This window comes from Streptomyces acidicola (genome assembly GCF_009377235.1).
Lineage (GTDB): Bacteria > Actinomycetota > Actinomycetes > Streptomycetales > Streptomycetaceae > Streptomyces > Streptomyces acidicola.
Genome location: NZ_VMNX01000005.1, coordinates 75,350 through 99,221, shown reverse-complemented (window position 1 = coordinate 99,221; position 23,872 = coordinate 75,350). Strand labels below are relative to the sequence as shown.

The following is a 23,872-nucleotide window of genomic DNA, read 5'->3' as shown; positions in this document are numbered from 1 at the left end:
CGACCTGGGGTTTTAAATGGAGCCGCCTTCGGGATTCGAACCCGAGACCTACGCATTACGAGACCATGAGCGTTCGCGTTACGCAGTGCCTCGTCGTGCTGTCCGGTGACGTTTTGCTGATCAGAGCACAAGCGACAGGTTAACCCGTGCTACCCCGTGACGCACCGTCCAAAGGCGTCCGTCCACCGGCTGTCCACCGACGGGGCCGCTTGACCGGCCGCCTCTCGCCGCCCCATCACCTCTGGCGAAACCCTCGACAGGGGCGGAGCCCGGCACGAGGACGACTGTCCATCTCTCACAAGGAGTGACCGCGCGGCACGTCGCCATGACCGCCGCATCCTCCCTCCATGAGGAACCCCGATCGAAACGATATCTACTACTGGCGATGAATGGTATCGTTTCACTGGCGGAAGCATCTCCGAGAGGATCATCCACATGGCCAGAACCGTCATCGACCTCGACGAAGACATGGTCACGGAGGCCATGCGCATCTTCGGCACCAAAACGAAGGCCAAAGCCGTCCGCCTGGCCATGGAAGACGCCGTCAAGAGGCACCTTCGGCAGGAGGGCTTCGACGCCATGGAGGCCGGCGAGCTCGACTTCAGTGAGATCGTCGAGAACACCGGCCCCCGCAACGCGGACGGCTCCCTCAAGCGCGACGGCGACCGCGACGGAGGCCGGGCCGCCTGATGCAGGACCGCTACCTGATCGACAAGTCCGCCCTCGCCCGCTGGACGAAGCCGAACGTCAAGGAGGTCCTCAAGCCCCTGCACGAGCGTTACCTCCTCGCCGTCTGCCAGCCCACCGAGTACGAGATGATCCACTCCGCACGGGACAGCTCGGAAGCAACTCGGATCAGCACCTGGCTCCACGCCTTCGACTACCTCCACGCCGACGACCGCGCCTTCGCCCGCGCCCTGGAAGTCCAGCGCCACGCTCTCAACGCAGGCTTCCACCGCGCCCTGTCCCTCCCCGACCTGCTGATCGCCGCCACGGCAGAACTGCACCGGCGGACGGTCCTCCACTACGACGGCGACTTCGACATGATCGCCTCCCTCACCCGTCAACCCACCGAATGGGTCGTACCGCCCGGCAGCGCCGACCGTTGAGCAGACCGGCTGTCTGCCGGGAGAGGTCGGCGAGGGCGAGATCCAACGGGAACGGGACAGAGATGGGCAACGAGTCGCGGTGACCGCCGGTGGCCACGTGCACCCGGGTGGCGTCGTCGAAGCCCGTAGGTGAGCACGACCGGCAGACCTGATTCACCCTCGATGCGCCACAGATGGGGGACCCCGGCGTCGGCATAGAGCCCCGGCTTGTTCTCTGGCCCAGCCCGGCGCCGTAGGCCGTGATAACCGCCTGGATACGGGTCGTTGAGCGTCTGTGGCCCGGAGTCTTCGGGGGCGGGCTGCCTGGACGGGGCGACGCCCTGGCTGGTCGCCTCAGCCGACGAACCGGTTCCGGCCGGGGCGTAGCTTCGCGACGAGGCCGCGGAGCCGGAAACCGCAGTCATCCGTTCCGCAGCGACATCAGCCATGCCAGGTCCGCCGCCGCCTGACGGCGGACCGTCTGCTCACGGGTGAACAGCTCCTGGGTCTTCGTCAGCACCAGCGTGTACGGGCGCCCCTGCCGCCTGGTCTGGTGGCGCACCGGCAACTCGGCCGAGTCGATCCTCGTGTGCACATGCCGTCGCCCCTCCTTCGCCAGTGGCCATTCGAGGACCCGCCGCGACCGGGACCCGAGGAAGGCGCCGAGAACACCGCACAGCTCGCAGCCGCACCCGGCCCAGGCCACTGCCCAGTCGTCGGCAGCGCGCGGCGGCCGCGCGCACACCGAGCGGAGCCGGTCCGCGCTGTCCCGGGCGATGACGTCGAGCCCCGCCGCACCCCACTCGGCCGACGTGCTCGCCTCCGCGGCGTGGCGCAGCAGCGGCATCAGGCACTCGAGTACCGTGTCCCCGCGTTCGCGCAGCACCGCCAGGATCCCGTCCCGCAGATCTTCGTCGGCCGCCACCAAGACGTGTCGCAGCGGCAGAGTCAGCTGCTGCAGCCGCGCACGGCGGATCTCGGCAGGCCCGGTCGTTGTCCACAGCCGCAGACCGCTGTCCACCGCGGCCCAGACGCCGACGGACAGCAGCCGTGCCACCGCCGACGCCCGATGCGCACGCAGCGCCGTGCACAGCTCCGGCAACCGCTCGGTCCACTCGTACTGCTGCGACGGGAGGCGGTGCTCCGAGGCGAACCAGGCGTCGACAACCGAGCGCATCCACCCGGTCCCGTACCGGTCGGCAACCGCGGCGAGTCCGTCCGCGTGCTCCGGGTCCAGCGCACCCGCCTGGAACGGCTCCAGCAGCATTGCCGCGGTCTCGGCCGCATCCAGGCCTGCGGTCACCCGCAACGCGCAGTCCAGCAGCTCGGGTTGCGGACGGGTGCTCTTCCAGAACGGTGCGAGGGACTGGGCCTGGTCGCGCGCCTGGTCGAGGTCGCCCCGCGCGATACTGGCGCGCAGTTCCTCCAGGGCCCACCGCGATCCGGCCTCGCCGCGTGCCGCGAAGGCACGCTCGCGCGGCCACACGACGACCGCGGCCCGCCGGTACCACCGGTCCAGTGTGTTGCCGTAGTTGCCCATGTAGCCCTCGTACTGGGAGTCGTAGGGCGTCAGGTCCGCGTTCGCGGTGCTCGCGCACACCTCGTAGTCGTGAACCCGCAACGAGATCGGCTCGCCACCGGTGCCGTCCGGACCGGTCCACCAGCCCAGGGTGATCTCGTCGTCGACCAGCTCCTGGAGGACGTAGTCCCCGTCCTCGCCCGCATCGCCGCTCTCCTCCTCATCATCCTCGTCGTACCCATAGTCGTCCCAGGGGTCGTCCCTCTCGGGATACGCATCCCAGGTCTCCTTCACCTCGGCCAGCGCGAGCACCGACTCGCACCCGGCCTGCCCGGCAGCGGCGCGCAGCAGAGCGGCACGCCCCGCGTCGGCGCCCTTGAGCCGCTCCCAGCTCAGGCCCCGCTGGGTGTACTCGTGATCGAGCAGGTACACGAGCCGGGTCGGCGGATCCAACTCGCGGGTGCCGTAGCGCGGTTTGGCGGGCGAGCCGAAGTGTCGGCCCAGACTGTGTGCAAGCTCCGCCAGCGGTCCGGACGCCTCCGCCGAAGTTCCCGGCTCGGCGAGCAGGTTGAAGGTGAGCGTCACCCGGTACCCGGTTCGGACCGGAGTGACCTGGTGCCGGCAGTCGGCGTAGAAGGCGACGAGAGTCAGATCCGTCTTCGAGGCGCGGTAGGCGCACTCCTGCCCGGCGTGCTCGACGACCAGTTCTCCCCCCGTGTGCGCCGAAGGCAGGGAGAGCACCAGCGTGCCCACCATCGCGTCGTCCTTCTCCGAATCCTGGTGCGGAAGGAAGAACTGGCCCTTGCCGTACACCAGCATCGCGTGCGGCTCAGCCCGCAGCCGGGTCGCCGACGGGAGACCGAGAGCGTCCCGGAAATGCTCCAGCGCGCCGCTCAGCAGCGACGACCAGGAAGGACCGGCAAGACTGAGCTGATCCGGCAAGATCTGCCAGGTGTCACGCACACTGGTGTCGCTCAGCGTCTGTTCGCCCCGCCCGAACAACGCCGGCCGTGCCGCCGAGATCAGCCGCTTCACCTGGGGCGCCCGCAACGGAAGGCGCACCGGCCCGACCCCGACCACCTCAAGGCCAAGGCCGGCCACCGGCGCCTCCAGCCGGGCGCTGAAAGCCCCCGCCGCCTTCGCCCCGCCGAGCAGCCCAGCCAGCCGGTCCCTCGGTGTCACCACACGCCTGCCCTCCGCCGCCCCCTGCGGGCCCGTCGGTCTCGGCCCGATCCTACGAACCCGACGGCACTGCCAGGACCGTAACCGTGGACGGGGCCCCGAACGAGGGACCACATCCAGGTCCCGTGAGATGAGCCGCAGCGCCTGTCGATAGTCTGCACGGATGTGAGCGAGTACCAGTACTACGAGTTCCAGGCCGTCGACCGACCGTTGACGAAGGACGAGCTCGAAGGGGTGCGAGCGCTGTCGAGCCGGGCCCGGATCAGCGCGACGCACTTCGCCAACGAGTACCACTACGGCAACTTCCGCGGCGATGAGCGCAAACTGATGGAGCAGGTGTACGACGCCCACCTGTACTTCGCCAACTGGGGCTCGCGGCGCCTGATGCTGCGCCTGCCCACCACACTGCTACCCGCCCGCAGCGCCGAACTGTACTGCGCGGAAGACGCCTTGACCTGCTGGACCAGGAAAGGGCACCTGCTGCTCGACTTCTCCTACGAGGCCGAGGACGGCGGCGAGTGGGACTTCGAGACCTCCTTCACCCTCGCCTCCTTCACCACCCTGCGTACCGAACTCGCCGCAGGCGACCTGCGCCCCCTCTATCTGGCCTGGCTCTCCGCACTCACCCGCTGGGAGCTGGAGGAGGACGTCGACGAGGACGAGTACACCTCCATCCTCGAGCCGCCCGTACCCACCGGTCTTGCCCACCTCACCGGCCCGCAACAGAGCTTGGCCGACTTCCTTCACGTCGACCCACACCTGCTCACCGCGGCCGCCCGCGCCAGCGGTGCCGCCCCTTCCCAGGCAATCGACAGGGACGCACTCGCCACCTGGATCCGCTCCATGCCGCAACGAGAGAAGGATGCCCTGCTGCTGGACGCCGCCCTGGGCACCGCCCCGCAACCGGGCCCCGCTCTGCTGGCCCGCCACCGCGCCGCGTCCCGCGGTACGGCCGAACCGTCCACCGCCACCCGGCGCCGCTCCGCCGCGGAGCTCCTCGACGCCGCCTACGTGGTGCGCACCGAGTACACACGGCAGCAGGAACAGGCCCGCGCCCAGGCCCGCCGGACCGAACAGCGGGCTCGCGAGAGCCACCTGGACCGCCTGACCGAGAACACCCAGCAAGCCCGGCAGGACATCGCCCACCTGATCGGGCAGAAGCAGCCCGGCCCCTACGACACCGCTGTCACCCTCCTGAAGGATCTCCGCGAGATCCACGACCGGGCGGGCACCCCCGAGGAGTTCACCCGGCGGCTTGACGACCTGCGCGAGCAGCACCGCGGCAAGCCCTCACTGATGCGCCGCCTCACCGACGCCGGCCTGACGCCCCGCTGAGATGAGTGATTCCAATCCAAGGGGTCAGTGATCACAGGCGGGTAGTGAGCGCAGGACTGGCTGTCCGGTGTGGTCGTCGTGCCATGATCGCGACGGTCAGCGCGAGGATGCGCTGCATGACGCGGACGGGCAATAGCCCTCCTCCGCCAGCCAGGCGCGGGCCCGGCCGCGCTGTCGCTCATCGCTGAGCCGGTGGTACCGACGCCAGGCGCGCTCATCCCGGGCGAGGACGTCCTTGAAGCGTCGGAAGGCGCCCCGCCCGGCGATGGCGATCCGCAGCCGGTCGGCGAGGGCGACGTCGCCGAGCCCGTCGATGAACAACTCCATGTCCCGGTAGCCGGCCCGGGAACCAAGAGCCGGCACGTACAGCCACCGCTCGGGATCGTCCGCCTCCTCGGCCTCAAGCCCGGTCCCCAACTCGTCTGTGAACGCCGGCCAGCACTCCCCGTTGGACAGGTCGATCCGGCCACCCGTCTCAGCCACATCCCCCTCCAGCAGCATGGCCAGCATCTCCAGATCGACCGCGAGCGGGCGCAGGAGGGGGATTGCCGCATCTCCCCTGGCCGCGCGCAACTGGTCCGCCAGTTCCTCGTCGCCCCGGAAGCCGCGCTGCTGGAGTTCGCCGACGAACGAGGCCGCCATCTCCGCAGCCCCCGGCAGGCCTCGCGCCGCTGCCCCGGCCACACCATTGCCGGCCAGCTGCAGCACCTCACACGCGGGACCACGACGCAACGCGGCAAGCAGCGCCACCCCGTCCTGAGCCTGGAGCGCGCCTCGTACGGCTCGCAGCCCGCCCTCGGCCCAGCCCTCGGCCATGACTCCGACGGTAGCGCGCGCCACCGGGGACGTACGACGCCGGATCCACCGGTTTCCCTCCGCCCGACGCCGTGCCGGCGGCAGTCTCACCCGGCGCCTTCATGAGCAGGCGGTCATGCCCTGGTCAGCGGCGCCGCTTGCGGCCACTCTTGGCGGCGGTGCGCCGACGTTTCCGGGCGCGGCCGAGTCGGCCGGGGACGAGCAGCCAGCCACCGGCCAGAAGTACGGTCACGTATTGTCACGACATGACTACGTTTCATTGATCCGCTCAGTGAGCCAAGGGTGACGTCGGCACGCTTCAAGGCAACGGGGCGCGATGGAGGGCCCGGGTGCGGAGGTGTGCGAGGACCCTTTCCGCCGACTCGCGAGAGACCCACCGGCGGATGCCCGACCGCCGAGTCTGCCCCAAGGGGCCGACTGCCGACGGATCGCCCGAGCCGGCTGTGAGATCTGTCGCGAACCGGACAGTCCCCACGATGCCGATCGCTCCATCTGAGACCCGTGGAGTTCACCCGTCGACACAGGGGCAGCGAGAAACTCCTGATGGAGCGTCACGCACGGCTGTCCACCGGTTGTCCACCAGGACCCTTTACGCCACCATGATCCATCCCCTACGAGCGGATAAAAGACCAGGTCAGAACCTTGATAGTCGACCTCGTTACAGAGACCGAACCTCCGACCCACGCATTACGATGCGCAGACCACGAGTGCCTGATTGGCCAGGATTCCAAGGTCAACGAATATAAGAAACCCCAAGTCAAAGGCCCGACCTGGGGTTTACCAGAGAGCCGCCTTCGGGATTCGAACCCGAGACCTACGCATTACGAGACCACGAGCATTCGTGGTGTGTAATGCCTCGCCGTGCTATCCAGTGATGTTTTGCCTGATCAGAGCACATGCAACAGGTTGACCCGTGCCACCCCGTGATGCGCTGTCCAAAGGCGTCTGTCCACCGGCTGTCCACCGACGGGGGCATCCGGAAGAGGTCAACCAGCGCGCTGAGTGGCTGCACGCGTAGCTGCTGACGAAGCCAGACGAGCACACGAGAGTGCTTGTCCGACCTCGACACAAGCGCCTCTGAAGCAGGTCGAGCTGCAGCAGCGGTCGACACTGATGGTTAGGAGGTCGCTGCTTCTCGTTCCCTGTCGGTCAGAGGCGGGCCTTGTAGGTGGGGCCTCTTGGGACCGAAGAGCATCGGGATCAGCATGTCCGGGGAGAGCAGGCGAGTTGCCGGCTTTTCCATGCTCATCACGTCGAGCAGTGCCCGCATGGCGCGGGGGTTTCGGGCTCCGGTTGCGACAGCGCGGTCGACGAAGCGGGCAAGCAACTTTTCAACTGAGGTGGGTGGGGTGTCTGTGGCGCCGGGGTAGAAGGCGTCTTGACCGACAGCGAGGTCCCAAGCTGCGGCCACAGGACGTGAGGCGGCTCGCTGGAGGCGGCGGGCTGTGCCGGGCACTGCGAAGCCAGTGGAGCGGAGTACGTCGCGGACAGCGGTCGCACTCTGAGCTGCGACGGTCAGGCCGTGTCCGTAGACGGGGTTGTAGGTGGCGACGGCGTCGCCGATGACGATGAATCCGTCCGGCCAGTACTTCGCTTTCTCGTAGTAGCGGCGGCGACTGGCGGTACCACGGGTGGTGACGATGTCGCTGATGGGTTCGAGCTTCTCAAGCAGTTCGCCTATGACCGGGTGGTCGAAGCCCAGGGCGAAGGCAGCGAAGGCGTCCGGGTCGGCAGTGGGTTCGCCACCGCGTGTGCCTCCCAGAGTGACGAGCCACTGGTTGTTCTCGATGGGGAGGATGATGCCGCCCCGGCCCGGGGCCTGTCTGGGGTTGGCCTGCACGTTGATCAGAGGGAAGTCGCTGCCGACACGACTCGGAGCCTTGTAGAGGCGAGTGGCGTAGGTGACGCCAGGATTGACTTCCCGTTCGGTCGCTCTGGGGAGACCCAAGCCAACCAGCCACTGCAAGGCGTGGGAGCCGCGGCCGGAGGCGTCGACGACGAGGTCGGCGTTCACGGCGAACGTCTCCTCGCCCGTACGGACGCGGAGGCCGGTCACCTGGGTGGCGGTGCCCTCCAGCGACAGGGCAGTGGTCTTGTCTCGGATCGTGATCCGCGCATTGGTGAGGACGCGATCACGTATGACGGCGTCGAGCAGGTCTCTGGAGCACACCACGTTGCGGTGGTGAGTGGACCGGAAACGGCGGAACCACACCCCGTTGGGGGAGCGGGAGACCATGTCACCCATGATGTGGGCCATGCGCCCACCCCGCGCAACGATGTCGTCGGTGAGACCGGGCAGAAGGTCGTTGAAGGCCCGGACGCCGCCGCTCCACACAACGTGCGCATGCCGTGCCTGGGGAACGCCTCGGCGCGGTTCGGGCCCTTTGGGCAGGGTGTCGCGTTCGATGACTTCGACGTCGGCGAACTCAGCGAGAGCTGCGGCGACGAAGAGCCCGGCGGCGCTGGCGCCGATGACGACTACGGTAGGCCGACGGGGGGTGGCGCTGTTAGGCATGTGCGCTCATGCTTTCTGTTCCGGTTGCCCGCTGGCGGAGGATGTTGGCGGTGGCAGGGCTGTCTAGGGTGACGGAGATGGCGTCGATGTGGTCGGTGATCTCGGTACCGATCTGTAGGGACTGCTTGCTGGCGGAGATGGGTGTGCCCTTGCTGTAGGCGGCGATCGCGTCGCGGATGGCGACGGCTCCGGCGATGGCACTAGCCTTGGGCTCGGTGTAGGTCGCGGCGGCTTCCGTGTACGCCTGGTGGTACAGGGCCGTGTTGTAGTACGGGGCGAGCAGGCGCAGCGAGTCGTGGATGCGCTGGCGGCGCTGCATCACGCGCAACTCCAGTGGAACCCAGTAACCGAACCGTGCCGTTGCTGCGGCGGGGGCCAGGACGAGTACCGCGCGCCACAGCGGCCTCAACCGGCGGTACTCGCGCCAGTTTCGGCTCCACTCCTTGAGGGCCGGGCCGGCCTGGGGAGTGATGAAGCCTACGGCTGCGAACACCCCCTCCATGAGTGCCAGAGGTGGTGCGGCCTTTGTACTGAGCCAGTCCCAGTCGGCGCCGGACCAGCGGGCCATGATCGCAGTCAGTTTGCTTATGTCGAAGGCCAGGCCTAGGACGAAAGAGCCTTGTAGGAAGACGACCCCTGACTTCAGCCAGGGGTTCTCGACTTCCTTGAACCACTTCCAGAGCATGAACACTGAAGCGGAACACGTGGTGAAGTGCGCGAGCAGGTAGAGCAGGATGTGTTCACGCATCCAGGGGGTGCTGGCGTAGTAGGTGTCGAGGTCGTAGATCCGCACGTCCGGCGTATCGGCAAGGAAGAAAGTGACCCACAGAACTACGATCACGCCGGTGTAGATGGCATAGATGCGCCGGATCTTGCGCCGCCGGTGCTCGGACGGTTCCTCGCTCCAGCGCATGATCATGGCCAGGCCGGTGGCACCGGACGCGGTCAGGAACGAATAGGCCCAGGGTGCCGCTATGTTCGGGACACCCGTGACTTCGTTGAGGCGCTCGATGTTGACGGGGATGATGACGGTGATCGCAGCCGTGGCCCAGACAAGCAGCAGGGTTGTTGCTCTTACCTCGGGGTTGCGCCAGGCTCGGATGAACGTCGGGATCTTGAAGAACAGCGCAAGCGCCAGCAGGACGGCAGGGACCGAGTAAGGGACGTAGATCATAAAAGTATGCGTCCACCGCGGTTGGTGAGCGACACGTTGATACGTCCCTCGAGAGTCGACTCACTGACGGGCCCCTCGGCGTAGCGGCCCTTCACCCATGCGCGGACCTCGCTGCCGAACAGCAGGCCAAAGGTCTCCGCTGCCGCCTCGTGCTCCGCAAGGGACTCTGCACGCGCCGCGCCCATCTGGATCGCTTCGCGTGGCACCTCCTGGTCGGTCAGGATCTGATCGACTACCCGCTGCAGCGTGCCGAGGGCCTGGTCGGGCACGAGCGCGCGGGCGGCAGCCGCCAATCCGGGGATGTGGTGGCCGCCGTCGCCTTGTTCCTCGTGCCACAGTTCGTGTCCGAGGATGACCAGTTGTGCCTCCGGAACGGTTGCTTTCTCGACCACGATGATCGACCGATCCCCGCAGTCCAGGCGCATGCCGGACACGGGAATGTCTGAGGGAAAGCGCCGAAACAGGAGTGCAATCGGGCGTCCGGTGCGAACACTCATCGCCCGGCAGAACTCCCGCATGACCTCCTCCGCGTCTGCCGGCCGGTCGACCGAATGAGCTGCTTCTCTCCCGAGCGCAGACAAAAGTGATTTCATGGCTCGGATGCTCATCGGGCTGAGTCTCCCCCCGGGGGCAGGACCGACCGGATAACGCCGGCAAGGAGTACCTCAAGCTGCTCAGGTGTCAGGGAACCGGCGTGCCTGAGGTCGGCGTTGACGACGCCGTACTTCTTCATCAGCGCCTGGACAGGATCGGACGCGGGGTTCTCGTACTTCTGAAGGATCGGCTGGAGAACACGATTGAGTGAGTCCTCCGCTGACATGGTGAAGAACGTCTCCCCGCCTTCGACGTCGAAGAAATCCGCGAAGTCGTGGAGCAAGGGCACGTTGGGCATCTTCTCGCCCTTGAGTAGCTTTCGCGCCCAAACTTCGGAGACCGCGAGGCGATCAGCGACCTCAGAAACAAGGTCGCTCAGCTTCTTGTCCGTACGAGACAAGTAGTCCTCCGCCAGGGCCTTGATGCGCGCGCAGACCCTTTGCTGCACAGTGTCCGGTGGCGGGCTACCACCGCGAAGCAACTCACGGACGATGTTCTCGGGAAGAGCCGTCTGAGCTGCCAGCTCTCGGGAGTTGAGACTCTCCGTCTCACGGTGCGCACTGAGGCGCCGAAGAGTTTCGGTGAGAGGTTGCTCCACCAATCGCTCCCAAGGTCGGTGTGCCTGTCCCACGCACACTACTCGGCTCTTCAGCAGTCCCTCAAACGATCGTTCCGTGGCAGGAAACGATCGTTGACACGCCTGCGGGGGCATAGCAAGATCCGGCAGCGGAATCGTTCGGTCCGACGAGTCCACGTGATCGTCGATCGGTAGGCACCCACTGAAAGAGCCATCTATGCCTAGAGAGTCACCGGCGTGTGCGACGTTCACGCATGCGCATTTTCCTCACACCGCGGGCCAGGCGACCCGAGGGCGCTTGGCAAAGACTTTTGATCATGGATCAGTGCTGGTCGGCCGGAGGCCGAGGCCCGCTGGTAGGGCGAGGGCTGTGGTGCGGAACTAGTGAATAACGAGGTTACGCAGGAGCCATGCTCTCCGGGACGTGACCGGCGCGGACCTTGGAGACGTCCTCACGGGCGGCGGTGTCCCGGAACAAGTGGAGCGGGTTTTCGATCACCCAGTGCGCCCTCAGGTTCTTCGCGATCCGCTCGGGGGATACCGGGCCGCTGGTCAGGTCGGTGATGACGTAGACCGTCTCCCGGCTCCGTTTACCGGTCCTGGTGTCGATGCGATGCCGTACCGCCCTGACGACTTGATCGCCGCACCGGTCGCCGACGCGTTTGCCGGTGACTGAACACACGAGCCCAAGCCTAGCCCTGATCACGTTCGCCCCGCGTGCCCCGTTCCGGACGGCACGAAACTCATCCGGACAGGACCCCCACGGCAGCGTTGTCACGACTCCCGGCTCGCACAGCCCACCGGCCCATCGAGGACCGCAATACCGACCAGGCAGATTTCGGTCCCGCGCCGACCACGCGGAGGCCAGCCGCACGGGGCTGCCTCGGTCATCACCGCGCCGATAAGTCAATGACTTGGCGCGTTTTTTGAGCACATCCGAACTATGGGGGGGAAACAGCAGGATGTTACCTGTATCTGGTGTCGCGAATGTCCGCCGACAGAGCGGTGAGACCACGACACCGCTCTATGTCCAGATCAAGGTGAGACTCAGAGCAGACATAGCGTCCGGCCTATATGCCCGGGGAGAGCAACTTCCCCCGGCGGACCAACTCGGCAAGAAATACGGGGCCAACAAGAACACCGTTCTGCGGGCACTGCGGATGCTGCGGAGCGAGGGAATCATCGATTTCGGCCGTGGCCGCGGCCCCGTCGTCCTCCATTCCTCACATCCGATGAACATGGACGACATCTCCGCACAACTCCAGCAGGTCGTCAACCTGGCGGATGTATCCGGCATTTCACGCACCGCGATCATCTCCGCCATCGAGCGAATGCCTCGCGTGGTGGCGCGCCACGGGCGGACGCAGTGCGGTCCACTCCACGCGCCGCAGGCCCGGCGAACTCTGTGACACCACTGCTGGATCGGCGTGATGCCAATGAAGCTCATACGGAGTGTGAAGAAGAACCTAAGAAAGCCAGGTCGATCCACTGCGCCGGGTCTACCCGCCCCACGAGTGGACGGCACGTCTTCGCGCTGGTGGCAGCCATGTCGGTGGACGCCGAACGGCGGACCGGGCGTGGCCACCCAAAGTGGTGGGCCCGGACTGCTTCTTGATCGGTTCTCGGAATGGGACCAAGATTTTCTCTGTGAGCGGCACCGATTTCCCGAAATCGAGTGCCGCCCCGTCAGAAATTCCCGTGAGAGAAAGGACAAGGAATATGGCCAGGAAGGTCTACGAGGTTCCGGCGCTGTCCAAGGCCGGCGACTTCCGCAAGGACACCGGATTCCTGAAGCGCGGGCCGCACGAGCCCAAGGTCCGTCTGCCTCTGGGCCTGTAGTCCGATGACAGACCACGGCGAGGGATGGTTCACGCTGTTCCCGGACTGTGAGGCCGCCCTCGCCGTGGCCTCTCGCATGGTGACACGTGCCGCTCGAACCATCGCCCACCCCTCCGGAAACCCGTTTATCTTGGGCGACTGGCTCACCTCCGTCCAAGCCCGCAACGGACACGGCCTGTTCGTGGCGCTGATCGGGCACACGCCCGTCGGTCAACGCGAACTCGAAGCCCACATCGCCGACGTGAGGGACATCGACGCACTCGACCGCCTGACCGCGCGCCTGCCCGGCGACTTCCACGCCGTCGTGGAGGCACACGGCGAGATCCACGCCCGCGGCACGGCTGGCGGGTTGCGCCGCCTGTTCCACGCCACCGTCGGCGAGGTCACCGTGTCCGCCAACCGCGCCGACACTCTGGCGCGGTTGCTCGACGCACCACTGGACGAAGACATGCTCGCCCTTCGTCTCCTGGACTTCGTACCCCATCCGCTGGGTGACGTGCCGCTGTGGCGCGGTGTGCACGCCGTCGTTCCCGGCGACCTCCTCCGGTTCGGCCGGGGCAGGACTGGGACGGTCCGCTGGTGGGAACCCCCGCACACCCATGTCCCGCTCGTCGAGGGTGCCGAGGCACTGCGCGAGGCACTCGACGACGCCGTACGTTTCCGGGTGGCCGCGGCCGAAACGGTCAGCTGCGACCTGTCCGGCGGCCTGGACTCCACCACCATCTGCGCCCTAGCCGCCCGAGCGAGCGCGGAGCCGCTGCCCGCGCTCACCATGCCCAGCCGGGACATCGGTGACGACGACGTGCACTGGGCCCGGCTGGCGGCGTCCGAGATCGACGGCCTGGAACACATCCTGCTGGACATCGACGAGATCCCGCTGTTCTACAGCGGTCTGCTCGACGTCACCGGTCCCGTCGACGAACCGCTGCCCACGATCATCGACCAGCCCCGCCAACTGGTCGGCCACGACGGGCTCCTCGCCCGTGGCTCGCGGCTGCACTTCACCGGCATGGGCGGCGACCACGTCCTGTGGGGGCACCCCGCCCATCACCGGGATCTGCTTACCACCCGTCCGCTCAAGGCGCTGCGCAGCATCCGGGGTTACCGTGCCCAGAACCGCTGGTCGTTGCGGGAGACGGTGTCGGTGCTCACCGACCGGCGGCCGTACGGCCAGTGGCTGGCGGACACCGCCGACCGGATCACCGCCCCCCGGCCGGCTCCGCACAGTCCAGACGTCTTCGCCTGGGACATACCGCCGCGGTTGCCGACGTGGGTCACACCCGACGCCGCCGACTCCGTAGGCAGGAAGCTACGGGAGGCTGCGGCGACGGCCGAGCCTCGTGGCGCCACCCACGCACTGCACAACGAACTCCAGACGCTTCACCACGGGACGCGTGCCACCCGCGTTCTGCACCAGGTGGCAGAGCACAGCGGACTGCCATTGGCCAGCCCGTTCCTGGACGACCGGGTCATCGCGGCGTGCTGGTCCGTACGTTCCGAGGAGCGCACCACCCCTTGGGAGTTCAAGCCGCTGCTGAAGACAGCGATGCGCGGTCATGTACCCGACGCCCTGCTGCGGCGTACCACCAAGGGCGAGGCATCGGTCGACGCGGCCAACGGCCTGCGGGAGAACCGGGTGCGGTTGGCCGAACTGTGGCGGGAGTCGCACCTCGCCAAGGCCGGCCTCGTCGATGCCGAACGCCTCGTGGACATCACCCTCCGGCCCTCGTCACCCGAACTGCGGCACGGCGGCATCGACGCCACGCTCGCCTGCGAGATCTGGCTTCGCACCATCTGAAGGGGAACATCTCCATGCAATTGCGCAAGGACGTGTCCTTGGTCGACACGGACTACGGCAAGGTCCTGCTGAACGGCGGTACGGGCGAGTACTGGGAACTCAACCCGACCGGTGGTCTGATCCTGGCGGCCCTACTCGAAGGCAGTCCGGCCGAGGAGATCATCGGCACACTGTGCGCCGAGTTCGAGGTGGACGAGGACCGCGCGACGACCGACGTGGCCGCGCTGCTGTCCGCCCTGCGCGAGGCCCGGCTGGTGAGGGCATGAGCTTCCACCCGGTGCCGGAGACGCATACGGGAACGTCGTTCGGGCAACGCGCCCAGGCCCGTGTCGCCGTCGCCGTGGCGCGGCCGCTCCTGCTTCTCCCGCCAGCCCGCCTGGGCCGGCTGCTCCGCCGCGTGGCGCGCGGAGCCCGCCCGGCCGGTCACGACAGAGCCCTTCGCGCCCGCCGAGCGGTCACCACCGTCAGCGCGGTGTGCGCCGGACGGGAGGGCTGTCTGCCTCGTTCCGTCGCCACGGCCCTGCTGTGCCGGGCCAGGGGAGAGTGGCCCACCTGGTGCGTCGGCGTCCGCAGCGCGCCGCCGTTCGGCGCCCACGCCTGGGTCGAGGCGGATGGCCGACTGGTGGGCGAGGAGCTGCCCCAGGACTACTTCCAGGTGCTGATCGGTGTGAGCCCCGGGGCAGGGAAGAGGGGTCGCTCATGAGCGGCGACGTCAAGGCGACCGCTGCCGGGGTCACCGGGGCGGTCCAGGACCAGGCGGGGTCGGCCCAGGAGACCGACGGCCCACGCATCGGCGATCTGCTGCGCCTGCTGCGGGGCAGCGGCCGTACTGTGGTCGCGGCGCTCGTGCTGACGGTCACGGGTACGGTGGTCGGCCTGTTCCAGCCGCTGCTGACCATGCGTCTGATCGACCGGGTCTCGGCCCACGAAGCCGTCGCTTCGCTCGTCGTGGCCCTGACCGCTCTCTTCCTCGCCCAGGCGGCGCTGGAGGCCGGCGGTCAGTACCTGCTGGACGTGACCGGCGAAAGCGTGGTCCGGCGGCTGCGGCGCCGGCTCGTCGAGCGACTGATGTTCGTCCGGATCCAGGAACTCGACGGCCGGCGGACCGGCGATCTGCTGTCACGGGTCGGGACCGACACCACCGTGCTGCGCGACATGGTGGCCGGCAGCTTCGTCCAACTCGTCACCGTAGGCGTCACCGGCGTCGGTGCCGCGGGGCTGATGCTCTGGATCGACCCGGTGATGTTCCTCATGGTCGCCGCAACACTTGTGGTCGCCGCCGTCCTCGTCGCCGGCGTGATGGCCGGCATCCGCAGCAGCACCGAGCAGGCCCTCGCCGGCGTCGGAGCGATGACCGCCGACCTCGAACGCGCGCTCGGCGGCATCAGGACGGTCCGGGCCGCCCGTGCCGAGCGCCGGGAGGCCGAACGCATCGGAGCGGACGTCGACACCGCCTACACCGCGGGACTGCGCTCCGCGCGGCTGGGCTCCGTCGTGGGACCGGCCATGGAGATCGCAGTCAACGGTTCGTTCCTCCTCGTCCTGTTGATCGGCGCGGTCCGTGTGTCGAACGGATCGATGACCGTCAGCGAGCTCGTGGCGTTTCTCCTGTTCGCCACCTACCTCGTCATGCCGCTCGCGGGACTCTTCAACGCGCTCAGCCTCATCCAGCGCGGCCTGGGATCGCTCGGCCGGATCGAGGAAGTCCTGGGACTGCCCATGGAAGAGGTCACGCAGGCGTCGGCGACGCCACCCGCGGCTTCCTCATCGACGCTGCTCGATCTGCGGAACGTCACCTTCTCGTACGGTGAACGGCCCGTGCTGCGCGACGTCTGCTTCACGGTGCCGCGGACCGGCATCGTCGCGCTCGTGGGACGCTCCGGCGCCGGTAAGACCACCATCGTGTCGCTCGTGGAGAAGTTCTACGAGCCCGACGGCGGACACATCGCCTTCGACGGCACGGACATCCGCGACGTCGATCCGCGCGCACACCGTGCCCGGATCGGTCTCGTCGAGCAACACGCGCCCCTGCTGCACGGAACCCTGCGCGACAACCTGGTGTACGCGACTCCGGCGGCGGACGAAGAAAGCATTCGCGAAACGCTGCGAATGGTCAACCTCGAAGAACTCGTCGAACGCCTTCCGGACGGGCTGCGGACAGAAGTCGGTGACCGCGGTTTCAATCTCTCCGGCGGAGAACGTCAACGAGTCGCCATTGCTCGCGCGTTGCTGGGCCGACCGCATCTCTTGCTGCTGGACGAACCCACATCGCAACTCGACCTCATCAACGAACGGGAAATCACCGAGATGTTACGGAAGATATCCCGGAAACACGCTCTGCTGGTGGTGGCCCATCGAATGTCGACGGTGCGCGCGGCCGACCGGATCGTCGTCCTGGACGACGGCCGGGTCAGCGCCATGGGCACGCACGAACAATTGCTCACTGACGACCCGTTCTACCGACGGCTGACCACAGACCATCTCAAACATCCTGACGCGGACAGGAGCATGGCAGCACCGTGAGTGTCACCGGCGCACCCCCTTCCGGCTCCGCATGCGCGGAGCCGCACTGGAGACCGGCCCTGGACCGAGTGGGCCGGCTCACCCCCCGCGAGCAGGAGACCTTTCTTCTACTCGCCGAAGGACTGTCCAACGAGGCGATGGCGCAGCGCCTCCACGTGAGCGAGCGGACCGTACGTGCCCATGTGGCCGCCGTCATGGAGAAACTGGAACTCGGTTCCCGCCTGACCGCCTGCCTGGCGTCATACACATTCTTGACGGAAAGGCGATCCGACGCCCGCCCAGGCGAGCTGGATAAATCCAGAAGCTGACTCCGGAAATATTGTCGCCACGGCCAATAGAAACTCCCTGACACGATTCGACATGATTCTTCGCACGCCGGGAAAACACCGGCGCTCCCGGCCGGCCTCACGGCCGGGAAAGGAATCACGAAAGGAAATGAAATGTCGGACGCATTCGACCTCGACGCCCGGATCTCCGCTCCCTCCGCCGGCCCCGCTGGTGAGCAGGCGCCCCTGCCGTCCATCTCGCAGATCGCGACCAAGACGGTCTGCACCAAGAGTGTTTGCCAGGTCACCAGCACCTGTGCCTGCACCTCGGTGTGCACGGTCTTCTGCTCGCCCGGTAAGTGATCTCGAGCTGAACGCCTGACGGGTGCCGCCGTGCCCGCGTCACGGCGGCACCCGTCATACAGGGCCCGAGAGACACGCCGAACAGACAGGGACAGACCATGCAACTCGCCCACCACGGTACGGGGACCAGGATCCGCGCGGCCGACCTCGGACTCGTGCACCGCGTACGGACAGCCGTCCAGCACGTCGTCGCACAGACGTCGACCACGGCGCAGGTCGACGACCTAGCGTTGCTCGCTGCCGAACAGAGTGACACGTCCGGCGGCTGGTACCCGCCCAGTGTCGCCCACGGGCAGGCGGGTACGGCGCTCCTGCACCTCTACGCCGCACGGGCAGGCATGGGCGACCTCGACACAGCCTTCGCACACATGCGCGAGGCGGTTCTGTCCACACAGGTCGAACCGCTCGACCACCATGGTCTGTTCGCCGGCACCAGCGGCCTCGCCCTCGCGCTCGCGGACATCACCCGCGACGAGCCCCGCTTCCGCCCCAGCCTGGACCGGCTGTACGAACAACTCGCCGACCAGATCCTCGCCGCGCCACCGCGACAGACCGAGCGGGCCGTCAGCGACCTGGACTACGACCTCGTGAACGGAGCGGCCGGCACCCTCGTCCAGCTCAGCTCCCTCACCGAACCGACCGACCGGATCTCCGAGGCCGCCGGCGCACTCGTCGACTACCTGATCTGGCTCAGCCGACCTGCCGAGACCGCGGGCACACCGCACCGCTGGCTCATCACCCCGGCGTACTACCCGCCCGTCGCCGACTACCACGCCAAGTACCCGCACGGCTACCTCAACCTGGGCCTGTCGCACGGAGTTCCGGGGGTGGCCGCCGCCCTCGCCGTCGCCTGGGAGGCTGGCCACCGCCGCCCGGGCCACCTGGAGGCCGTCGCCACCTTCACTCGCTGGATCCGGGCCCAGGCCGCCGTCGACGAGCACGGCCCCGTGTGGGGCGACGGCACGCCCGTCGACGAGCACGGTCAGGAGGTCACCTCCGGGTCCGGACACGATCGGGTCGCCTGGTGCTACGGCAGCGTGGGCGTCGCCGGCGCGCTCCTGACCATCGCCACGGCCACCGCGGACGAGGAACTGCACGCCACTGCCGTCGCGGCCTTCGACGCCGCACTGACCCGTGCGCGAGATCTCGCACCGCTGTCACCCACTCTCTGCCACGGCCTCGCCGGACTCGTCATGCTCGCCCTAGAGTTCGCGCCCTGGAGCGCGACCGCCCGCGACCGGCTGCCGGAGCTGGTCGGGCAGTTGCTCGACCGACACGATCCGGACCGCCCGCTCGGCTTCACGGACGTGCCCCGCCCCGGACAGGCCGTCGACGATCCGGGGCTCCTCACCGGGGCCACCGGCGTCGCCCTCACCCTGCTCGCCGCCGTCGGCGAGGAGCGACCCAGCTGGTTCCGCATCTTCCTCGCCCGGTGACGGCCATGTCCCCGTACGAGCCCGCCGGGTTCTTCCTCCTCCGCTCCCCTGTCCTGCCCGTGGAAACCTATCTCGACATCATGGCCGACCCCGCCCGCACCCCGCAGGCCCTGGTTGACCTCGCCGGCCGTCCCGACATCGCCCGCGCTCTGCTCATCGCGAGCGAGGATCTGACCGGCGGTCTCGACCGGCTCGACAGCCTGAGCAAGAAGCGCACCCGGCGGCTGCACTCCCGGCTGCTGCGGTACGCGACGCGCATGGCGACTCGGCCCACGCCCTTCGGCGCGTTTTCCGGCGTGGCGATGGGAACGTTCGGACCCGGCTCGGAAGCCCGGCTCGGCCGGCCCCAGGAGCACCGAGTCCGCGTGCGCGCCGACATGGGCTGGCTGCTCGCCCTGATCGAGCGGCTGGAGACGAACCCCGCCCTACTGCGCCAACTCCACCTCGTCCTCAACCCCATGGCCCATCTCGCCGGCGACCGCGTCGTCCTGCCGCAGGCCGACAAGTACGGCCGGCACGACGCGCGCACGGTGCGCGTCCGGGCCACCCCCGCCGTGGACCTGGTCATGCGGACGGCCGCCGTACCTGTCCCCTACGAGCGGCTCACGGCCGAACTGTCGACCGCCTTCCCGGAGGTGTCGCCGGAGTCCGTCGAGAGGCTGGTCCGCCAGCTGTGGGACCTCGGCTTCCTCACCGGCGACCTGCGGCCCCCGCAAACCGCGGAACGCCCTGAGCTGCACGTCCTGAAGAAACTCACCGGCGTCCCGGCCGCCACCGCCGCCGTCGAACAGCTGCGTGCGGTGGCCGACCTGGCCGACCGTGTCCACGACACCGAGTCGCTGCGGCGGCTGTCGGTCGCCCAGCGCGACTTGGTCCCCGAGCACACGGACCGGACCTACCAGGCCGACACCGCACTGGACCTGCGCGATCCGGTCCTGAACGAGTCGATCGCGCAGGAGGTCGCCGAAGCCGTGGGCGTCCTGGTCCGGCTCAGCGCGGCCCACGGCACGCGCACCCCTCTGACCCGCTACCGCGAGGAGTTCGCCGAGCGCTACGGCGCCGGGACACGCGTACCGGTCCTCAGCCTGCTCAGTCCCGACACCGGGCTGGACGCGCCGCCCACCTACACCAATCCGCCCCGCGGCATCGCGTTGCCTCCCGCGCCCGCCGAGGACACCTCCCTGCTGGACGGCGCGCTCGTCGAGTTCGCCCAGCAGGCGTGGTGGGACCGGGCCGTCGAGGTCGAGCTGACCGACGCCTGGCTGGACCGGCTCGCCCCGGCCCGCCCCGGACCGGGGGACCCGCCACCCGCGCTGGAGGCGTACGTTCAGATCGACGCCTCGGACCGCGAGGCCCTCGACCGGGGCGAGTGGCGGGCGGTCCTGCGATCCGACAGCCTCGCCTACGGTGGACGGACCTTCGGACGCTTCGGCGACCTGCTCGGTGAGGCCGCCGGGGACCAGCTGCGCGACTATGCGCGGCGCGAGGAGGCACTCTTCCCCGATGTCGCCTACGCGGACCTGGCGTTCCTGCCGCCGTACGGCCGGGCGGCCAATGTGACACTGCGCCCCGCCATCCGGCCGTACGAGATTCCCGTCAACACGACGCCGTCGGTGGCCCCGGACCGGGTCGTCCCGCTGGACGACATCCTCGTCGGTGTCGCCGACGACCGGTTCCACCTCTGGTCCCGGCGACTGGACCGGGAGATCGTGGTCGCCCAGCACCACATGCTCAGCCCGACCCTCGCGCCGAATGTCGCGCGCTTCCTCATCGAGGTGTCTCAGGATGGCTGCATCCAGCCGACCGGATTCCACTGGGGGCCGGCCGAGGCAGCTCCGTTCCTGCCACGGGTGACCCGCGGCAGGGTGGTTCTGCGCCCCGCGCAATGGAGGCTCACCGCAGGCACCGCCGACGACCTCGACGGCTGGCGGGAGCGGTGGCGCGTACCCCGCCACGTCTACCTCGTCGAAGCCGACCAGCGGCTGTTGCTGGACCTCGACCACTCCGCCTGCCGAGTCGAACTCCGCGAGGAACTGGACAAGCAGCGCACCCTCGTCCTCCACGAGATGCTGCCGTCGTTCGACGGCATGTGGCTCCAGGACACCGCCGACGACCGCTACGCGACCGAGCTCGTCGTACCGGTCGTGCTCCGGGACGCCGTGCGTGCCACCCGTCGCTCGCTGCCGCGCGGCAGGCGGGAAGTCCCCGTGGAACGCCATCTGCCGGGCGGCGAGTGGACCTTCCTCAAGATCTACGCGGCACCCGAGCGGCAGGACGAGATCATCGCCGGCCCGCTGCGCGACCTCGTCGCCGAACTGCGGCGACAGGGCCTGCTCGACCGCTGGTTCTACATCCGTTACGCCGACCCCTTTCCCCACCTGCGACTGCGGGTACGGGGGACGGACGCCGCCCGCACTCTGACCCTCGTAACGGCCTGGGGCCGGAGCCTGGTCGGTCAGGGGCTTGCCAGGGACATCGAACTGGCTGGCTACGCACCGGAGATCGCCCGCTACGGGGGCCCGAAGGTCTTCGACGCCGCTGAGCTGATGTTCCAGGCCAGCAGCGAGACCACGGCGTCGCTGCTGGCTCGACGACTCGACATCAGACCGGAGTTCCTCGCCGTCGCCGCCCTGGACACGCTGTACACGCAGTGGGGTGGCCGACCGTCCCTGCGCACTGGGCACACCGTCGACCAGGACGATGTCCATGTACGTGACACCCGGCAGCTGTTCCACGCGCACCGCGCCTACCTGTGCGAGCTTCTCAGCCCCTGGGATCGCGCCCCGCACGAGGAGGGCAGGAGCCACCGGCTGCTGCTCCATGAGATTTTCGCGGACCAGGCGTCCTCCGCCGGGCGGATGGCCGAGGCCGTACGCCAGGCGGAGCGGGACGGCGTGCTCGTCGGATCGGAGGACGGGATCCTCGCGAGCCTGGCCCATATGCAGATCAACCGCCTGTTGCCCATAGACCTGGACCGGGAGGCTCGCAGCCATGCCCTGTGGGCGCACGTACTGCGCGCGATCCGCGGCCGCGCCGCCGCGGCGGCCAGGGAGGAACGATGATCTGGCTCCGCGTCACCGTCCTGTTCTGGGGACTCAGCCCCCTGCGGGTATCGGGCTTCGCGGCCGTGTCCATGCTTCTCGCCCTCGTCCCGGCCGCCCAGATCGGGCTCGTCGCTTCCGCGGTGCAGAGCGTGGCCGACGCCGTCGCCGGTGATGCCGACGCCGGGCGGTCCGCCTTCCTCTCGGGTGGCCTCCTGATGGCGGTGAGCCTCGCCAGCCACCTGCTGGGCACCTGCCTCCAATACCTCGACTCGCTCCTGCGGCTCGAACTCACCGCCCGCGTGGGCGAGTGGGTGATGCGCAAGGGCACGATGCTCGATCTGCAGCAGTATGAGGACGCGGCGGTCTACGACAACATGCAGCGCGCCTTCCAGGAGAGCAGCGGCGGCCGTGTCTATCAAGTGTTCACCCAACTCCTTGAGGTCGCCCGGGAGCTGGTCACTCTGGTGACCGTCAGCGTGGTGCTGTTCTCCTGGAGTCCCTGGATCGCCCTGGCGATCCTGTTCTCGCCCGTCCCATCGGTGATCTCGTACATGTTCTTCAGCCACAAGGGCTACGAGATCGAGTATGAGCGGGCCTCCGACCGACGCCGCCTTTACTACTACCAGCACCTCACGACCAGCGACCATTCGTACAAGGAGATACGGCTCTTCCAACTGGGCCCGCACCTCCTGGACCTCTACACCCGCCTCGTGCGGACCTTCTTCGACACTGACCGGCGTCTGGCCCGTCGCCAGTCCCTGCTCGGTGGCACCCTCGGCTTTCTCAGCGTCGCCGCCTCGTCGAGTGCCGTGTTGTGGGCCATCCACACCACCATCGACGCCGGCCGGATAGGGCAGCTCGCGGGCTACCTCCAGGCCGTCGGATCGATCCAGGTGTCCGCGCATGCCATGCTGCTCGGCATCGCTGCCCTGTACAAGGACAGCCTGTTCCTCGGCAACCTCTTCGACTTCTTCGCACTGCCCGAACGGCAGCTCAAGGGCGGCACCAGGCCCTTCCCCGACAAACTCCGCAAGGGCATCGAGTTCCGCGACGTGCGCTTCGTCTACCCCGGAACCGATCGCGTCGTCCTGGGCGGTGTCAGTTTCACCATCCCCGCAGGCCGGTGCGTTGCTCTGGTGGGGCAGAACGGTGCTGGCAAAACCACGCTCGTCAAACTCCTCACTCGCCTGTACGAGCCGAGCGGCGGCCGGATCCTCATCGACGACGTGCCCATCGAGGAGTACGACATCGACGACCTGCAACGTCACATGGGCGTCATTTTCCAGGACTTCATCCGCTACGAGCTGCCGGTGCGCGACAACATCGGCTTCGGCCGGGTGGAGGCTCGTCACGACACGGAACGAGTCGCCGAGGCAGCACGTGCGGCCGGAGCCGAGAGCATCGTCGAGTCGCTGCCGCAGAAGTACGACACCACGCTCGGACGCCACTTCGAGGACGGCCACCAGCTCTCCGGCGGGCAGTGGCAGAAGATGGCGCTGAGCCGGGCATTCATGCGACGCGCACCGGTCGTCGTTCTGGACGAGCCGACGGCCGCCATCGACGCCGAAGCGGAAGCGGAGATCTTCACCCGGCTGAAGGAAATCGCCCGCGGCGCCACGTCCCTGGTCATAGCCCACCGATTCTCCACCGTCCGGATGGCGGATCACATCGTCGTGGTGGAGAACGGCAAGGTGATCGAGCACGGCGTGCACCAGGACCTCGTCCGGGCCGACGGTGTCTACGCCCGTCTCTTCCGTCTCCAGGCCTCGGGCTACCTGACCGAAGCCGTGTCCCCCTAGAGGT

The 23,872-nt window shown here is 68.2% G+C and carries 21 protein-coding genes and 1 pseudogene; 14 read left to right on the top strand and 8 right to left on the bottom strand.

The window, feature by feature from the left end; all coding sequences use genetic code 11:
- The first annotated feature begins 435 nt into the window (after positions 1–435).
- On the top strand, positions 436–690 hold the full coding sequence (locus tag FPZ41_RS03695) for a type II toxin-antitoxin system VapB family antitoxin (RefSeq protein ID WP_062697603.1): 255 nt from the start codon (positions 436–438) through the stop codon (positions 688–690).
- A complete protein-coding gene (locus FPZ41_RS03690; RefSeq protein ID WP_152859029.1) occupies positions 690–1,109 on the top strand; it encodes a PIN domain nuclease in 420 nt (139 codons plus the stop codon). The genes FPZ41_RS03695 and FPZ41_RS03690 overlap by 1 nt, the downstream gene beginning before the upstream one ends.
- Positions 1,110–1,509: 400 nt before the next feature.
- Here the strand turns inward: FPZ41_RS03690 and FPZ41_RS03685 are convergent, their stop codons facing one another.
- On the bottom strand, positions 1,510–3,792 hold the full coding sequence (locus FPZ41_RS03685) for a 2OG-Fe(II) oxygenase (RefSeq protein WP_322619788.1): 2,283 nt from the start codon (positions 3,790–3,792) through the stop codon (positions 1,510–1,512).
- Between the two features lie 162 nt (positions 3,793–3,954).
- On the opposite strand from FPZ41_RS03685, the gene FPZ41_RS03680 reads away from it, so the two are divergent.
- Positions 3,955–5,124, top strand: coding sequence for a hypothetical protein (locus tag FPZ41_RS03680; RefSeq protein WP_322619787.1), 1,170 nt, complete (start codon positions 3,955–3,957; stop codon positions 5,122–5,124).
- Positions 5,125–5,148: 24 nt separating this feature from the next.
- Here FPZ41_RS03680 and FPZ41_RS50545 read toward each other — a convergent pair.
- From FPZ41_RS50545 to FPZ41_RS03650, 7 genes and pseudogenes are all read right to left on the bottom strand, one after another.
- A pseudogene (locus FPZ41_RS50545) lies at positions 5,149–5,266 on the bottom strand (IS982 family transposase); the annotation flags it as partial.
- On the bottom strand, positions 5,221–5,940 hold the full coding sequence (locus FPZ41_RS03675) for a UPF0158 family protein (protein ID WP_152859025.1): 720 nt from the start codon (positions 5,938–5,940) through the stop codon (positions 5,221–5,223). The gene FPZ41_RS03675 and the pseudogene FPZ41_RS50545, both read right to left, overlap by 46 nt.
- Positions 5,941–7,057: 1,117 nt before the next feature.
- Positions 7,058–8,455, bottom strand: a complete 1,398-nt coding sequence (locus FPZ41_RS03670) for an FAD-dependent oxidoreductase (protein WP_152859023.1) — start codon at positions 8,453–8,455, stop codon at positions 7,058–7,060.
- On the bottom strand, positions 8,448–9,629 hold the full coding sequence (locus FPZ41_RS03665) for an MAB_1171c family putative transporter (protein WP_152859021.1): 1,182 nt from the start codon (positions 9,627–9,629) through the stop codon (positions 8,448–8,450). The genes FPZ41_RS03670 and FPZ41_RS03665 overlap by 8 nt, the downstream gene beginning before the upstream one ends.
- Positions 9,626–10,237 carry a toxin gene (locus FPZ41_RS03660; protein WP_152859019.1) on the bottom strand — a complete coding sequence of 204 codons (612 nt, stop codon included), beginning with the start codon at positions 10,235–10,237 and terminating at the stop codon, positions 9,626–9,628. The genes FPZ41_RS03665 and FPZ41_RS03660 overlap by 4 nt, the downstream gene beginning before the upstream one ends.
- Positions 10,234–10,821 (bottom strand): hypothetical protein, encoded by a 588-nt coding sequence (locus FPZ41_RS03655; RefSeq protein WP_322619786.1) that lies wholly within the window; start codon positions 10,819–10,821, stop codon positions 10,234–10,236. Before FPZ41_RS03655 ends, FPZ41_RS03660 begins: the two co-directional genes overlap by 4 nt.
- Before the next feature lie 376 nt (positions 10,822–11,197).
- Entirely contained in the window at positions 11,198–11,482 is a 285-nt protein-coding gene (locus tag FPZ41_RS03650) for a hypothetical protein (protein ID WP_152859015.1), read from the bottom strand.
- Positions 11,483–11,762: 280 nt separating this feature from the next.
- Here FPZ41_RS03650 and FPZ41_RS03645 point away from each other — a divergent pair, with 280 nt between their 5' ends.
- The 11 genes from FPZ41_RS03645 (at position 11,763) to FPZ41_RS03595 (ending at position 23,868) form a co-directional block, all read left to right on the top strand.
- Positions 11,763–12,209: a GntR family transcriptional regulator gene (locus tag FPZ41_RS03645; protein ID WP_152859013.1), complete on the top strand. Its 447-nt coding sequence runs from the start codon at positions 11,763–11,765 to the stop codon at positions 12,207–12,209.
- Between the two features lie 310 nt (positions 12,210–12,519).
- Entirely contained in the window at positions 12,520–12,639 is a 120-nt protein-coding gene (locus FPZ41_RS03640; RefSeq protein ID WP_009303044.1) for a keywimysin-related RiPP, read from the top strand.
- 130 nt (positions 12,640–12,769) lie between these two features.
- Positions 12,770–14,437 (top strand): asparagine synthase-related protein, encoded by a 1,668-nt coding sequence (locus tag FPZ41_RS03635; protein WP_194235971.1) that lies wholly within the window; start codon positions 12,770–12,772, stop codon positions 14,435–14,437.
- A 14-nt stretch (positions 14,438–14,451) separates the two neighbouring features.
- On the top strand, positions 14,452–14,703 hold the full coding sequence (locus FPZ41_RS03630) for a lasso peptide biosynthesis PqqD family chaperone (RefSeq protein WP_152859009.1): 252 nt from the start codon (positions 14,452–14,454) through the stop codon (positions 14,701–14,703).
- A complete protein-coding gene (locus tag FPZ41_RS03625; protein WP_152859007.1) occupies positions 14,700–15,140 on the top strand; it encodes a lasso peptide biosynthesis B2 protein in 441 nt (146 codons plus the stop codon). The genes FPZ41_RS03630 and FPZ41_RS03625 overlap by 4 nt, the downstream gene beginning before the upstream one ends.
- Positions 15,137–16,960, top strand: coding sequence for an ABC transporter ATP-binding protein (locus FPZ41_RS03620; RefSeq protein WP_152859005.1), 1,824 nt, complete (start codon positions 15,137–15,139; stop codon positions 16,958–16,960). Before FPZ41_RS03625 ends, FPZ41_RS03620 begins: the two co-directional genes overlap by 4 nt.
- Positions 16,957–17,268: a response regulator transcription factor gene (locus FPZ41_RS03615; protein WP_322619785.1), complete on the top strand. Its 312-nt coding sequence runs from the start codon at positions 16,957–16,959 to the stop codon at positions 17,266–17,268. The genes FPZ41_RS03620 and FPZ41_RS03615 overlap by 4 nt, the downstream gene beginning before the upstream one ends.
- Before the next feature lie 132 nt (positions 17,269–17,400).
- Positions 17,401–17,589 carry an FDLD family class I lanthipeptide gene (locus FPZ41_RS03610; protein ID WP_152859003.1) on the top strand — a complete coding sequence of 63 codons (189 nt, stop codon included), beginning with the start codon at positions 17,401–17,403 and terminating at the stop codon, positions 17,587–17,589.
- A 98-nt stretch (positions 17,590–17,687) separates the two neighbouring features.
- Positions 17,688–19,025: a lanthionine synthetase C family protein gene (locus FPZ41_RS03605; protein WP_152859002.1), complete on the top strand. Its 1,338-nt coding sequence runs from the start codon at positions 17,688–17,690 to the stop codon at positions 19,023–19,025.
- Between the two features lie 5 nt (positions 19,026–19,030).
- Entirely contained in the window at positions 19,031–22,087 is a 3,057-nt protein-coding gene (locus FPZ41_RS03600; RefSeq protein ID WP_152859084.1) for a lantibiotic dehydratase, read from the top strand.
- Positions 22,084–23,868, top strand: coding sequence for an ABC transporter ATP-binding protein (locus FPZ41_RS03595; protein WP_152859000.1), 1,785 nt, complete (start codon positions 22,084–22,086; stop codon positions 23,866–23,868). Before FPZ41_RS03600 ends, FPZ41_RS03595 begins: the two co-directional genes overlap by 4 nt.
- The last annotated feature ends 4 nt before the right edge of the window (positions 23,869–23,872 follow it).